The organism is Crossiella sp. S99.2, assembly GCF_023094165.1.
In the GTDB taxonomy this organism is placed as follows: domain Bacteria; phylum Actinomycetota; class Actinomycetes; order Mycobacteriales; family Pseudonocardiaceae; genus Crossiella.
In genome coordinates, this window is record NZ_JALMDK010000004.1 from 891,697 (window position 1) to 905,235 (window position 13,539).

The following is a 13,539-nucleotide window of genomic DNA, read 5'->3' on the forward strand; positions in this document are numbered from 1 at the left end:
TTGCTCGAGAAGCGGCTCGGAGATGCGGAGCGAACTCGGTCCCTGCACTCAGTTCCTGGGTGTTGCCGGGTTCACGAGCCGCTACCTCGGAGCGCGCCGGTGCTGATCGCGACGGCAGTGGATGTGGCGATGCTGGGCATGCAACTGCGGGACACCAGTGATCAGCTCGCTGTCCTCCAACGCCGCGCCGCGGCGTGGGAGGTGACCCTCGACTGGGGGACCTGCTTCATCCGGTTACCGGGTGGCTACCCGCCGTAGGATGTGTGCATGATAGCCGCGCTGCTGCCCTTGGCCGCCTACCTGAGCAGTGCTCGTGAGGACTCCACCCAGGCGCTGCCGGTGCAGGCGTTGCAGGACCTGGGCAGGAGGTCCTTCGGGGAAACCGAGGAGCTGGCCGAGGCCCGCCGCGCCCGCGCGGTCGAGACGATCACGGGCCACCTGCACCCACTCACGGCCCTGGGGATGCCCGGCCAGGACCGCACACTGGACAGCATGATGATCGGCTCGTTTCAGGGAATCTGGCGCCGTGCCCCGTTCGCGGCCGACCGGGCGGCGGCGGATCTGGGCGTTGAGAGCTGGCTCCGTTGCGCGGTCGAGGCTCGCCGCTACCTGGTGGTGATGTGCCCGGTGCGCAGCTGGCAGACCGGGGTGCGCATGCTCGAGGAGTTCGCCCCGGACATGCTGGCCCCGCGGGGCGGGTATCCAAGCGAGTCTTTCATCGCTGCGCTGATGGCAGATCCGGGCGGTTGCGTGCACGCGGCTGCCGCGGTCACCACCTGGGCGCTGGAACAGCCGGAGTTCGCCGCGGCCCGACGCGCACTGGAGAACACGATGGTCGAGACGATCGGGGACCGCCTGCTCACCCCGGAACGATAGGTCATCGGCGTTGTGGCCCATGGTCTGTGCCACGGGCCAGAACGCCTAGGGCGCGCTCGTCTGCAGCTCGATGATCAGCGGCTGGCGGCGGTGTCCAGTTCCGGCTCAGCCTGGAGGTCATCCAGCACCGTGCAACTGCGCACCCTCGGTCCCTGGGCGTCCATACCTGGTCCAGGAACTCCCCTGTGCTGTGTGCTGAAGGACCGTCCTGGTCTCTCGGACTCGCCGAAGGGGGCAGGCTTCCCTGATCGGGGGCAGTCGCAGGTATATCTCCGCCGGCGCCAGGACCACCCGAGTGCTCGGCACGGTGACCGCATGTGCGTGTCTCATCGGCCAGCACTGTCTCTGTGGAGGCGACGGCGGTACCGGGAGGCTCGCTGAGGCCGTGGTGCCGCGCGGCCACGGTCAGTGCGTGCCTGCCCCGGACGCCAAGGGGACTTCCGGCTCGGCAGGAGTTCCCTCGACTTGAACGGTCAGTGTGGCGCAGGTCGGAGTCGAGGTGGGTCAGTCATCCGCCGGCGCGGTCCGCTCATGCGGTTCACCCAGCAGGAGCAGGTCCTCTGCCGGAATGCCGTGGCGAAGGATCTGGAAATCAGTCGAGTGCAGGTCTGTCAGCAGTCCTGGAAAGTCGCTGTTCCGCCGTCGTTGCAGTACGTGCGGGGCGAATCCGATTCCCAGGTAGGCCAAGCCTTCTTCGTCTTGCCAGGTGACATCCTCAACGCGGCCATCGCTGGTGGAACACCAGGCGTGCGGATGCCCGAATCCGTAGGAGTCCAGTGCGTAGCCCTCGACATAGACCGAGCCTGTGGTGCGGGCATGCCGGTAGGCATTGAGGTAGCACCGCCGGGGTGTTCCCCGGGTGTAGTGGCCTGGCAGCGGGTGGGGTTGGAACCAGCGGCCGCGGTCCATGAGCAGATCCTCTGGGCGCACGTACTTCCAATCGGAAGGCACCGGGACGCTGCTGCATACCTCGAGGACTGCCTTGAGATAGACCAGCAGGGCGTCCTGATGCTGATGGGGCTGTGCCACAGAGTCAATTCTGCCGCATCCTCGGCAGCGGCCGGTTTCCGTCTGCTGTGGTGCACCACCGGGGATCCCCTCAGCATCGATGTGGCCACCTCCCGACAGAGGTCAGGGCCGCCACGGATGGCCCTGACTTTCCGAGACTCCGCGTACACGGCCGCAGCTGGGCTGGATCATGTGCACAGGCTCGATGGCCACCGTGGAGTGGCGCACGGTGGCCATCACCTCAGCTGCAGCGAGCCGGGTCTGATGCGGTTGTGCACCGCCGACGACGTGGTTGCTGGTGCGACAAGTACGAGGCGAACTGCCGCACACACTGCGCGATGCCCGCGGTCGTTTAGTTCAGCTCGGCGAGTCGGGCTGTCAGCCTCTCGATCCTGGGGACCAGTTCATCGGCATGCCGTTGCCGGGACGCCTGTTCGAGTTCCAGCCGCTGTAGCTCAGTAGCGAGTTCCCAGCGGAGCCTGCGCGTGGTCTCCTCTGGCGGCACGGGCGGGCCGGGCAGGATCGCGGCCATCGGTGGCTGGGGATAGGCCGCTTTCCTCCCGGTGGGTACTGGCATACCGAAATGCCGTTCCCAGCTACCCCACACTGACACAGCGCCTGGCCAGTCCGACATCACGTAGCCGGTCAGCACTGTGTGCAGCCAGTGCGCCAGCAGACCTTGCGGGGCGAGGGCACGTGCCACGGCTCCGGCCCAGGAGCGGGCTCCGCTGCGGCCGCTGGCGATGACCTGGTGGATGAGCTCGGTCTCCTTGTCCACCTTCCGCCACAGCTGTTCGGCGCTCGCGCTGACCTCCGGGGTGTTCCAGTCGGCGGGCATGTCCTTGGCCAGCCCGAACACCGTGCGCCCGCACGGTCCGGCCAGCCACCACGCCGGCACCTCCTTCTGCACGGTGAACCGGGTGAACAGCGCGGTACCGCCGCGTCCTACCCACAGCGGCACCGGGGTGTCGCCGGTGGTGTGGGCGGTGATCGGCTCGCCATGCACCTTCCACAGCCTGGCGCCCTGGGCGTCGCTGTCGGGGAGCTGTCCCCAGACCTGGCTTGGCACAGTCGCGGCCACGACGCACGCGAATGCTCCTGAGGACAGCAGCGGGGCACGGTCGATGGTCAATCTTGTGCTCCACCAGGTGGCCAGTTCGTGACTTTGCCCCCTGGCGGGCGGCGGGCCGACGGTGAGTTCCTGGCCGGTGCCGGCCGCCGCGGCCAGATCGAGGTGCTGGCCGCAGGCAGTGACGTGCAGCCCGGAGGGGCCGGTGGCCAGATAGGCGGGCAAGGGCATCGCGCTCACATCTCTCATCATCTCCGCTGTCGCTGGGGCATGCCGAACAGGTTCCCCCAGGCGTGTCTTTCACGGCTGGGGCGGTGTGCCTGGGCCAGGGTGCGGGGGTGGCAGGAGAGCGGATCCTCAGGTGTCTCCCGGCATCTGGCCAGCTGTGGCCTGACGGTGAGCGACCGCAGGCAGTCTGGCGAGCCTGATTCGTTCCCAGGTGGTCGGGGCAGCCGGGGGGTCGGTGTGCTGATTGAGTTGGCAGTGTGTGGACCGTCCAACCAGCTGGGGCACAACTGCTGCGCCCCAGCTACCGCATCCGCACCCCACACCCAGGGCAACACCTGACTCAAGGCGCTCCGGCAGCTCATCGAGTCGGCCTGTGACACCCTCCAAGGCCAATTCGACCTCGAATCACACGGTGGAGGCAGCATCGACGGGGTCACTGCCCGCAGCGACCACCGCATCCTCGCCTTCACCGCGACCATCTGACACAACCGGGCCACCGGCCAGCCCGTCACCCGATCCCTGACCGCCTACGACCACTGACCGAATCAGGACTTGCTTATCTAGGTCGGGGGAAGTCGGAGTGTGAGGTTCGGGCCAAGCAACGTATGTACCTCGGGCGGGAGCCGGTCCAGCATGCTCTGCTGGACTTGCGGTGGTGTGCCGCCTGGGCCCAGGTAGAGACTCGGTGGGGAGTACCACGGCAGCACGGGGCGTCCGAGCGCCAGCAGCATCGTCAGGGGCAGCCGCAGGGATCGGTATGGTCGGCCTTTGCGGTAGCGCACCGTGAAGTGACCGGCATGGATGTTGGTCGCCGCGTCAGGGTCGTGCTTGTCTCGGGCCAGGCCGCCGTCGTAGGGCAGTAATGCCAGCATTTCCCGATCCACTGCGGCGGTGTTGAAGTAGATCGTGACGTGGGACGGCTCGGGTCCGTCGCCGTGGTCGACGGCAGAGACCGAGGCAAGCCATCCCTGTCCGTGGTGGACCAAAAACAGTTCGACGCTGCCCTGGCCGGCATCGACGTTGTCGTGAACGTCGAGGACCTCGGTGAACCCCTCTCCGGCCAGCATCCTGCGCAGAGCTGGCAGTCTCACCGGCGGATCCCACCCGTCGAGTTCGGTGGCCTGCCGGCGGCTGCACCGGCGTAGGGCGTCCAGCCAGGCCAGCATCTGTTGGCGAGGTTCGCCGAGCAGGAGGGGTTGATCTGGTTCGCACCAGTCCGCCCGCCGGGTCGTGTAGTGGCCTGTTTGTCGGAGTTGTTCGCTGAACAGGAGAGCGTCGAAGTGCCGAGGCTGTTCTGGGGGAAACCAGGATCCCGCGGCGACGCGCTCGGCGATGTGTTTGGGGTCGGTCTCGCCGCAGTGGGTCAGTTCCTGATCGCGCAGACGCCACAGGCGCCGCAGTGCCGCGGCCCGGCTGGGGTCCTCGGTGTTGGCCAGTGCCCGGGGCAGGTGAGCACTGCGGTCAGGGTCCAGGAAGGTGAGGGCCTCACGGGTGTCGGAGTCGGGGTCGGGGCTCTCCCTTCCGTCGGGAGCGACGGCGGGCGGGGTCAGGTGGGGATCTGCGGGTTCTGCACGCGTCGCGGGGTGCGGCCTTGGCGTGGGAGATGCTGTGTTGAGAGGAAACCCGGCCAGGTCCAGCTCGAGGTTGTCCTGGGGCACAGGGCCGAATCTGGAGCTAGACACCGCCGCGCTCCAGTGGGACGGGTCGAGTGGGCGGAACCGGAGGAAGTAGGAGGTGGGCGGGACGATGACCTGGCGCGCCTGCTCATCGTGGGTCCAGGCCGGGCCGCTGATGAGGGCGCGGTCGGCAACCAGGCCAAGTTCTGCTGCGGTCTGGCCACTGGGGTCGATGTAGCCGGGAATGCCGCGAGTGCGGACCCAGGTCCCGGCGGGGTAGCCGCCGTGGTCGTGGATGAGCAGCGTGTCCAGCTCGGCGATCATCTCGGCGCGTCGAGTCCACAATGGACAGGTCATGGGCTCATCGACGACGGTGCCGCAGGTCATTTCGCTGGTGCCACCTGAGATCCGTGCGGCGTGTCGCCACACGGTGATCACCGGGTCGTCCGAGGCAGGGCTCGCACTGGTGATGAGCTCCTGTAGGAGGGTGGCCGTGGCGTCGATGTCGGCGTCACGGCCACCCAAGCCGGGGACGCGCAGCGGGCTGAGGGGGTAGCCCATGCGTTGGAGCGTGGCGTGTAGCCACAGCGTGTACTCGGTCTGATCGGTGAGGCGGTGGCGTAGCTGCGCGGCGGTGACCGTCGCAGGTGCCTGACCGTTCTCCCCTGCGATGGCCAGGATCGGCAAGGCGTAGAACTCCTGGGCGCGACGTGGCTCCGGTTCCTCCGGGGTACGGCCGTTCTGGCTCGCGAGGCGGCATCGCAGATGGAGAGTGCGGGCGTGGACCAGTGCGTCTTGCCATCGCGGCCAGCTACTCACCTTGCCTAGCGTAGTCGTCAGTTCACCGCCGGTGGCCGCATCTGCGAGCGGGAGATCTCTGCCACCAGCTGTGCCATCTCATGAGGTTGGTGCCACGTCCGTCGACAACAGGCAGGCCGACCGGTCGCGATGGTCGGCCGCAAGCTGGAGGACGCCTGCGAGGTGAACGACTGCCCACTGGACGAGGTCACGAGAGACGTGTTCGCGGCCGATATTGTTGCGGACGAGCCGGGTCGAAATCGACGCGGGAACGATCCCTGTCTCGCCGGACGAGCGGATCGAGATGGACTGGCGTGATGCACCGTGGTGACAGATGCGTTCAGCTGAGCCCAGGTCGATCGGGCTGTGGCAGATCAGGCAGAAATCGACGTGCCACTAGCAGGAACGACTTCGTATCGTTCACGCCGACCTGCCAAGGCTGCCTCAGCGGCCAGGAAGTCAACGTAGAGCTCTGCGTCCACGCGAGAACTCCAGGTGCCGTCGAACGTGTGTGGCGAGCCACTGTAGTGACCGTATTCGACGATGCGCACCCGTTCGTCAGCATTCGTATGCACCCTGCTCGCCCTTTCATCACGAAGATCTCGGACCTCGACGCAAATCTAGCCCTGGAAGCATGCTCAGGCCCTGGTGCGGTGCACCGCCGTGCATCACGATCGAGGCGTTGCAGAGTCTGGCCGGGGAAACAGGTTCAGGCGGAGGTGTGTCCCCCTTCCGCTTGTCCGTTCACTGCGTTGCCTTCTCCTCGTCAGCCATCAGATCAAACTCCTGGCGGAGCAGCTGCTCGGCCTGGGATCCGTGCGCCTTACCCAGGTTGATCATGTAGGCAAGAGGGAGCCCTGGCTCCACGATCATTGTCGCCGCGTTCACTGGCCACACCGTCGACTCGACGAACCCGCGTGCACCAGCGAACTCGCCTGTGTTCACCACGACAGGGGTTCGGCGGGGCACGGCGCCGCGTTCGGCTTCCAAGGCGCGCCCGACCGCGGCTGCGGCCCAGAACAGGCAGATGTCGATCGCGGTCCGGCGCAGGCCCAGCGCGATCCCACGAGCCAGCCCGTCCCAAGCCGGCATGCCTTCTGGCAGGTCATCTCGGGTGGGCCAGTATCGGTTCAGCCAGGCCCATGCCTGGCTGACCGGGTCGGTGGGGTCGGGCTGGTCGAAACGGTGTCCGGCAGCGGCCATCTGCGCGGTGACGAGGTCGAGGTAGTCGGTGCGTTCCCAGAGTGGGTAGGCCAGGGCATCCAGTCCGACGGTGGAGACTGCGCACTGTCCGCGGACGGCCAGCGCGTACAGGGCGGTGGCGATGACGCCGCGGGTGGCTACGTAGTCCCAGGACGCACCAGTGGAGACAGTGACGCTGAGCTGGGTGAGTTCGCCGCCCCGGCCCAGAGCCTGGTTCCAGAGGGGGTTGTCGGTGGCGGGGGTTTTCTCGGTCATGGACGGCATCGCAGCGACTCTGGCTCCGGTTCGTGGATGGTGGCGGGGCTGGTCCCTCGCGCAGGTCAGCCTGGTCGGCCTGGCCAGCCCTGGGAAGTGAGGGTGCGAGCGAGGTAGTGACCCACTGTATGGGCCATCATCCAGGACACCTGGGCCTGCATGTCGAGGTCGGCTGCCTTGATCTCGGCCATCACCACCTTGAGGTGATCGGTGTCCGGTGTGGGCGTGGTGACGGTGGCCAGTAGCCGCCTGGTTATCTGATCTGAGACCTCCTCCACCGGTCCGACACCGATGGGAAGGCCGGTCTCCTTGTCCAGGGCCAGGGTGGCGAACCTGGCCTGGCCACGATCGGGGAACACGCGGTCGGCGATGGGGACCAGCGCGCAGATCAGCAGGTACGGGTCGACCATGCCCAGGAAGTCGCGGGCCGCATCGACGTCTCTGGTGATGATCGATGCGAGCCCGGCAGCGGCGGCCGAGATCGCATACGGTGGCGTTCCGGGTGCGGCCCAGGTCGCTGTGAGTTCGAGGATCGCGGTGAAGCGTTCCAGTCCGCCGGTAGCGCGCAGCACCGGCGCGGTGGCTTGGGCCATGAGGGCGGTCAGCCACCAGATGTCGCGGCCCATGCTCTTGTGGATGGTGTACATCTCCTGGCTCAGCCAGGTCGTGTCTGGATCACTGCGCATGGTCGCCTGCGCAGCGGTGACCATGCGGGTGGCATTGTGGTGGGTGCCTGCGCGCCAAGGCTCGGGTGTCCAGGCGCTGAATCTGAGCAGCGACTCTGTGCTGGAGGGCTGGGTCGCGGCCAGGACCTGTGCCCATGTGGTGAGCACCAGGCCGGTTGCGCCGATGTCGCCCATCTCGATGACGGGTGGCTGGAGTACCGTCGGGTCCAGCTCCCCAGCTGGCCCTATCCCGGCCATGATCGCCTCGGTCAACCGCAGGACCGTGGCGAAGTCGTTGGGGTGTTCCGGCGAGGTGCCGGGGCTGGAATCGGTCACCGGCTCACCGTAGCGACCGGGGTGTTGCTGGGGGGGGGTGCAAGGCGCGGTCTTGATCGCAGGTCACGGGTTCGGCGGCATCGGCTGGTCGTCGGTACGGTGAGCATCATGGACGGACTGATCTGGTGGTGGCCAACCGTGCTGGCCACGGCCGGTACGGTGTTGGCCGCTGTGTTGGCTGGCGTTGTCTTCGAGTGGGACCAGACGCGGCGGTTCCGGCGCCACTCGGCCGCGAGGGTGGCCTACTTCCACGCGTTGATGGCGGTCATCTGCAGGCCCGCCGAGGAGAGAGCCGACGGCGCGGTCGCCATGCTGCGCAGTGTAGAGGGCCGTGAGCAGTTCGAGCAGAACTGGCTGCGTCAGCACTACACGCCGATCCTGGGACTACGTACGCGCACCGTGGCACACCGTCCGGCCCCTGGCCGCTGATCATCGTACTGTGGCTGTCGGCAACAGCCATGGGCACTGCGGTCGGGTTCCGGGCCGCTGATCGTGGGCGTGGTCCGGGTCCTGTGTCGCTGCGCCGATCGCGGGTATCCGGCAGCGCCAGCGCCCAGGGCAGTTCCTCGCGCAGTGGCAGGTTCGGCAGGGTCGGCGTGGTCGACATCAAGGACCTCCGGCGAAGCCCTCACCGGCCAGCAACTCCCGGGCCGAATCCAGCGAACCGACTACAAAGTGGTCCTCGTTGGTGCGCCACCCGTCCAGGGCCATCCGCTGTTGGAGCGTGGTGGTGAAGCGGACGACCTCGGGCAGCCACTGCAGCAGCGTGGCCCGGTCTTCACCGGTAACCACCTGTTGAGGCGGGCGGATGCCTGCGGCCAGGCGAAGCGGGACAACGTCGGGGTGATCATGTTGCAGCGTGACCGGGGCATCCGCCTGCGGGGGGTTGCAGACCTGGTAGACGAGGTCGTGCAGGCGCCGTTCGGCGATCCGCGCCGGGCTTGAGTCCCCAGGCCAGGTGAGTTCCTGGGCCCGCAGCTCCCACAGCCTGGCCACGGCCTGCTGCTGGGTGTCGGTCCAGGTCATCGGCATGCTCGGATGGTAACCAGGTGGCTGCTCGGCGCGAGGGAAACCGCGCCCGACGACCCACGGCGGCACGGGACGATGGCCGGCGTGACCGCACTCGCTGACGCCGACCGCCTCGGCGAATCCCTGCCGAAGCTGGTGGCCTACCTGGCCAGCGGACCCGATGGTGTCCAGACCACCCCCTGGGGGTGTGCGGGTGGATCTCGCCGCGGCCGCCGCCGATGGCACCTCGATCCGGTTCGGCGCACCGCCATCGCCGCAGGAGCAGGTGGTGCTCGTCCGCTGGTGGGCGGAGTCCTCCGCTCCGGCCACACCGCCCACGGCCGGTGATCAGTCGATGGCGCAGGCCGAGTGGATTCGCCAGCAGCAGGAGCACGGCCGTGCCGACCTGAACAGACTGCCGGAGCTTCCGGATCTGGGCGAGCGGGTGTGACGGTACCGCGCGCCACCCTACGGTGGGTCAGCGCCAATCCCGTTGACTATCTGCGGGGCATCGGTGTGGGATCTGCTGCTGCCGCGTCGAGGACCACCAGCATCGGCCGGACTGCCTCGCTCATAGGCCGGTGCGGAGTGCCGTGCACCATGGTCGGTACCCATCCGCCGTCGGTGAGATAGAAGCCGCCGTGCGGCTGGCGGAGCCACACCAAGGCCTTGCTGACCGGGTCGCTGTCCAGGTCGGTGTGGTGGCCGCGGAGGGAGATCGATTCCCCGATGCAGGTGTCCAGCTTTTTCAGGCCCTGGATCGGGTCTCCGTCATTGCGAATGGCGCGAACGACCGCGGCCACGGTGGCCGGGGGCGTCGTGGCTGGCGTGGTGTGGTTGTTCCCGGAGACGATGTAGAGCATTACCCGGCACATCATCTCGGCGTGATCGCTGGCGTAGTCGTAGTGCTGGAACCGATGGTCCGCCTCGACGGCCGGTGCACCGGTCCCCATCCACCAGGTCAGCACGATGGCGCACTCCTCCCACGGGGACACTGGCATCCCGGAGGCGGGCAGGCCTGCACGGGCGAGTCTCCTCAGCTCCGCCCTGCGAGGGGCGCTGAGCTCGGAGTCCGCGTCGCGGTGCACGGTGCACCAGTCCAGGAGTGCCTCGGGGTGAGGTTGTTCGGTGAGTACTGCCACCAGGTCCTGCTCGGTGATCTCCTGTGGTGCGTGCCCGGTGTCGGCGGCCAGCCGGGCCCGGATGAGCGGAGTGATGGCCTCGGCGAACTCCTCCACCGCGTGGGTATAGCCAGGGCAGGTCCTCATCCAGGAGTTGGGTTCGCGGGATGACCGGTTCGACCGCATGAGGCCACCGTAGTGCGCGAACGCTGCTACAGCGATCAGACTGGAGTGATGACCAACCTGGGGGCACCATGAAGGTGATGTTCTGGAACCTCTACGAACGACCGGACGAAGAACAGCCGGACGGGCGGACGCGGCGGGAGCAACAGGCCGCGGTCATCCGGCGGGTACAACCAGACGTACTGGCGGTCACTGAGGGCTGGGGCTGGGCCACCGACTCCACCGAGGAGTTCGCTGAGGCGTTCGAGGCGTTCGGATTCAGCCACGGCGATGACCATGTCGAGTTGTACAGCTCGAAAACGCGGTGCTGCATGGCCCTGGCGGTGGCCCGCCGCTCGGGTATCCAGGTGGTGCGCGCCTACCACCAGCCCCAGGCTGAGGCGTGGTGGCACGGCTACCTCCAGGTCACTCTCGGCCTTCCCCGCCACGGGCAGGTCGAGCTGATCGTGGCCCATCTCAATCCCTACGATCCGACGCTCCAGCGGATCGAGTCTTCGTGGCTGCGTAACACTCTCCGCCCTGGCCTGCCCAGCCTGATTGTCATGGACGCCAACTGCGTGCCGCCAGGCGATCCGGAGCCGGACCTGTCTGTAAAGGCCGCCCACCAGATCGGCAACTCACGGCAGCTCGGCGCGGAGCTAGTCGACCGGGCACCACTGGAGGCCCTGGCCGCATCCGGATGGCGGGATGTGGGCGCGGAATTCGGCAACCGGCGGCCCACCGCCGGCTACTACTCCCCCAATGACGTGCCCCGGCGCCTGGACCTGGCGTGGACGGCCCAGGGGCTGGCGGTGAGCGGCTACCGGGTGCTGGATGACCTCCAGGCTGATCCGGAGCTGAACACCGCCTCTGACCACCGGCCGCTGATCATCGAGCTGTAACAGCAGGGGGCGCGGTGCGGTCCGGCTGCACCGCGTGCGCATCCGGTTACGATCGCGGCATGGGCAGCGTGGAGACCTCGACCACTCGGCGGGCACAAGCTCTGGACCGCCTGCGCCGACTCCGGGACTGCGAGCTGCGCTCTCCCCGTGACTCGACCCCGGCCCGGGTGGCATACCGGCAGGCCAACGACCCGATGTATCCACCGGCACCACCTCCACTGAGTTATGAGGAAGCCCTGCGCGCCGAGGAGGCTGCCCCTGCCAACGAGCGTTCGCTCATCGCCGAAGGTATCCGGCTGTCCCAGGAGGTGGTCACCGGTGAATGGCGGCGCCAGCTGATGCAGTGGCTACCGGAGGTCACCAGCCACACCACTACCCTGCTGCAGCGGCAAGCCCTGGACGGATGGCACCCCACCGGCACTGGCACCCTGGTCGCCGCCCGCGGACTGCTCACCGAGGACGGGTTCACTCCGGTGCACGACATCGCCAGCGACCGCCGTGGCTGGCCGGTCTGGCAGCGTGAGGTGTGGCTGCACCCCGAGGGCCTGCTCGGCGTGATCTATGCCCGGCTGCCGGATCCGGCGCGCACGGAATCCAATGGGGAACCGGTGGTCGAGCAAATCCGGGTGTTCTACCAGGGCGAACTGGTCGATGAGGGCCTGCTCATCGCCGCTGTCGCACCAGGGTCGACCTGGAACCGCGAACCGGAGCGGGGCCTCATCGTCGTGCATGGCTCGTTTACCGCCTACCCGCACTACCACGGCTCGCTGCGTGTCCGGCTGGCTGTATTGCGCGCCTGCCTGGATCTGATCACCCCGTGGCGGCACCCGGTCCACGTGGGCTTCGGGCCGGATGCTGAAACCACCGCTGAACGGACCGCGATCTTGTCCGAGTTGCCGAACCAGGTGTATGAGCTGCTCGGTCCGATGCTGCTGCCCACTTGACCAGGCACACGGGGGACTCACCCGTGCCGGTGATCCTGGCCGGTGCGGCTGTTGACCAGGCATGTTCCGGCTAGCGTGCACGAGATGGTCGACCAGGTGCAGAAGCGCTGAGCTGGCAGCCCTGACATTCTGGAGTCCACGGTGGCCACCTCACCAGTGGCGGTGCCGCAGCGTTGAGAAACAGGGGGAAGGTAAGGAAGATGATCGGCCCGGAGGAAGCGGAGTACGAGGACTATTTTGAGGAGGTCTACGGCCAGGTGCAGGCGCACAGCGATGCGCTGCTGGGTTCCTGGCGGGCCGATGGCACGGTCGACATGGCGGCCTGGACCCCCGCCCTTGACCACCTGGCCGCCGAGGGCAGTGTGGTGGCGGTGCTGGTGAGCTGGGCTCGGATGCTCGGCGGCGCCTACACCGAGGCCGAGGTCACCGCACAATTGGACGCCCTGGTGCGGCAGGCCATCGACGAGCAACACCAGGTGGCGGTGCTGCGCCACGCTTGCATGCTGGTCGAGGCCTCCCTGCGGGGATGGACCTGGGCCGAGGAACAGGCGCTGATGGATCTGGGTCGGCGGGCCTTCCGCGACCGCATCGTGGGGGAGTTGGTGATGGTGCTGGCCACGGCTACCGCGCCGGTGGCGGACTCCGTCGGCGGTTACGGCCGGTTCGCCGACGTGCGGGCCGCGGTCGCCGAAGCCCTGGAAGCCGCTGTCGGAGACCGGGCCGTCGAGACGTTGCTCGCGCCGTTGACCTCGGTGTCCCTGGCCCTGGCTGCGGTCTCGGTCGGCAACGCGGACGAGGCGGTGGACTACATCAGCCAGTGGCCTGTCGACGCGCAGTTGCAGATGCTGATGCCGCTCATGGATGTGCTCTTCCGCGGCGGGCGCCGGCGTCTGGCGGTGCTGGATGAGAACGGGGCCCTGGCCGGGGTCTACACCGGCCGTGACCCGGTGGCCGGGCTGGTGAGCGACCTGCTGGATGCGGTGGAGCGCGGCGACACGGTCGCGGGCGCGGCGGCTTCGCAGGCCATCGTGACTGCCGATGACGCCACCCGACTGCAGGTGGCGTGGCACATCACCGCCTCCTGCGGTATCCGGCTGGGGCAGCTGGCCGCTAGCGCCGAGGCGGGTCGCCGATGACTGCGGTGGCCGCGGCGCGGACCGCGCTCGTTCGCGGCGACCTGCAGCCGAGCTATCCCGGCCTGGACTGGTGCTGCAGACATTGTTTACCGCCGCGCGAACCTGGCCCCCCGGGCAACGGCTGCAGCATCTGTACTAGATGAGTAAGTCCTAAGTCTGGGTGGTGTCCGGAGACGGACGAAGGGTGTTCAAGATCAGTTTGTGAGGACCGA

At 67.8% G+C, this 13,539-nt stretch carries 14 protein-coding genes; 7 read left to right on the forward strand and 7 right to left on the reverse strand.

The genetic code is table 11. The annotated features are described in order from the left end of the window. Positions 1 to 99: 99 nt before the first annotated feature. Positions 100 to 258: a hypothetical protein gene (locus tag MZC64_RS19705; protein WP_247758221.1), complete on the forward strand. Its 159-nt coding sequence runs from the start codon at positions 100 to 102 to the stop codon at positions 256 to 258. Positions 259 to 267: 9 nt separating this feature from the next. Next, a complete protein-coding gene (locus MZC64_RS19710; RefSeq protein WP_247758222.1) occupies positions 268 to 876 on the forward strand; it encodes a hypothetical protein in 609 nt (202 codons plus the stop codon). A 504-nt stretch (positions 877 to 1,380) separates the two neighbouring features. Here the strand turns inward: MZC64_RS19710 and MZC64_RS19715 are convergent. The 5 genes from MZC64_RS19715 to MZC64_RS19735 all read right to left on the reverse strand — a co-directional run bounded on the left by MZC64_RS19715 (position 1,381) and on the right by MZC64_RS19735 (position 8,054). After that, positions 1,381 to 1,905, reverse strand: coding sequence for a hypothetical protein (locus MZC64_RS19715; protein ID WP_247758224.1), 525 nt, complete (start codon positions 1,903 to 1,905; stop codon positions 1,381 to 1,383). Between the two features lie 331 nt (positions 1,906 to 2,236). Next, positions 2,237 to 3,193 carry a hypothetical protein gene (locus tag MZC64_RS19720; protein ID WP_247758225.1) on the reverse strand — a complete coding sequence of 319 codons (957 nt, stop codon included), beginning with the start codon at positions 3,191 to 3,193 and terminating at the stop codon, positions 2,237 to 2,239. 548 nt (positions 3,194 to 3,741) lie between these two features. Beyond that, positions 3,742 to 5,616 carry a hypothetical protein gene (locus tag MZC64_RS19725; RefSeq protein WP_247797723.1) on the reverse strand — a complete coding sequence of 625 codons (1,875 nt, stop codon included), beginning with the start codon at positions 5,614 to 5,616 and terminating at the stop codon, positions 3,742 to 3,744. 723 nt (positions 5,617 to 6,339) lie between these two features. Beyond that, complete coding sequence (locus MZC64_RS19730; RefSeq protein WP_247758228.1) at positions 6,340 to 7,053, reverse strand: dirigent protein; 714 nt, start codon at positions 7,051 to 7,053, stop codon at positions 6,340 to 6,342. A 65-nt stretch (positions 7,054 to 7,118) separates the two neighbouring features. Further along, a complete protein-coding gene (locus MZC64_RS19735) occupies positions 7,119 to 8,054 on the reverse strand; it encodes a hypothetical protein (protein WP_247758230.1) in 936 nt (311 codons plus the stop codon). A 108-nt stretch (positions 8,055 to 8,162) separates the two neighbouring features. Between MZC64_RS19735 and MZC64_RS19740 the strand changes: the two genes are divergently transcribed. Then, positions 8,163 to 8,483 (forward strand): hypothetical protein, encoded by a 321-nt coding sequence (locus MZC64_RS19740; RefSeq protein WP_247758232.1) that lies wholly within the window; start codon positions 8,163 to 8,165, stop codon positions 8,481 to 8,483. Positions 8,484 to 8,660: 177 nt separating this feature from the next. Here MZC64_RS19740 and MZC64_RS19745 read toward each other — a convergent pair whose 3' ends face one another. Beyond that, positions 8,661 to 9,086, reverse strand: a complete 426-nt coding sequence (locus MZC64_RS19745; RefSeq protein WP_247758233.1) for a hypothetical protein — start codon at positions 9,084 to 9,086, stop codon at positions 8,661 to 8,663. A 190-nt stretch (positions 9,087 to 9,276) separates the two neighbouring features. Here MZC64_RS19745 and MZC64_RS19750 point away from each other — a divergent pair, with 190 nt between their 5' ends. Further along, complete coding sequence (locus MZC64_RS19750; RefSeq protein WP_247758235.1) at positions 9,277 to 9,513, forward strand: hypothetical protein; 237 nt, start codon at positions 9,277 to 9,279, stop codon at positions 9,511 to 9,513. A 46-nt stretch (positions 9,514 to 9,559) separates the two neighbouring features. On the opposite strand, the gene MZC64_RS19755 is transcribed toward MZC64_RS19750, so the two are convergent. Then, positions 9,560 to 10,369, reverse strand: coding sequence for a hypothetical protein (locus MZC64_RS19755; protein ID WP_247758237.1), 810 nt, complete (start codon positions 10,367 to 10,369; stop codon positions 9,560 to 9,562). Positions 10,370 to 10,446: 77 nt separating this feature from the next. Between MZC64_RS19755 and MZC64_RS19760 the strand changes: the two genes are divergently transcribed. The 3 genes from MZC64_RS19760 (at position 10,447) to MZC64_RS19770 (ending at position 13,327) form a co-directional block, all read left to right on the forward strand. Continuing rightward, positions 10,447 to 11,247 carry an endonuclease/exonuclease/phosphatase family protein gene (locus MZC64_RS19760; RefSeq protein WP_247758239.1) on the forward strand — a complete coding sequence of 267 codons (801 nt, stop codon included), beginning with the start codon at positions 10,447 to 10,449 and terminating at the stop codon, positions 11,245 to 11,247. Between the two features lie 59 nt (positions 11,248 to 11,306). Further along, positions 11,307 to 12,191 (forward strand): hypothetical protein, encoded by an 885-nt coding sequence (locus MZC64_RS19765; RefSeq protein WP_247758240.1) that lies wholly within the window; start codon positions 11,307 to 11,309, stop codon positions 12,189 to 12,191. A 200-nt stretch (positions 12,192 to 12,391) separates the two neighbouring features. After that, positions 12,392 to 13,327, forward strand: a complete 936-nt coding sequence (locus MZC64_RS19770) for a hypothetical protein (protein WP_247758242.1) — start codon at positions 12,392 to 12,394, stop codon at positions 13,325 to 13,327. Positions 13,328 to 13,539 lie beyond the last annotated feature (212 nt).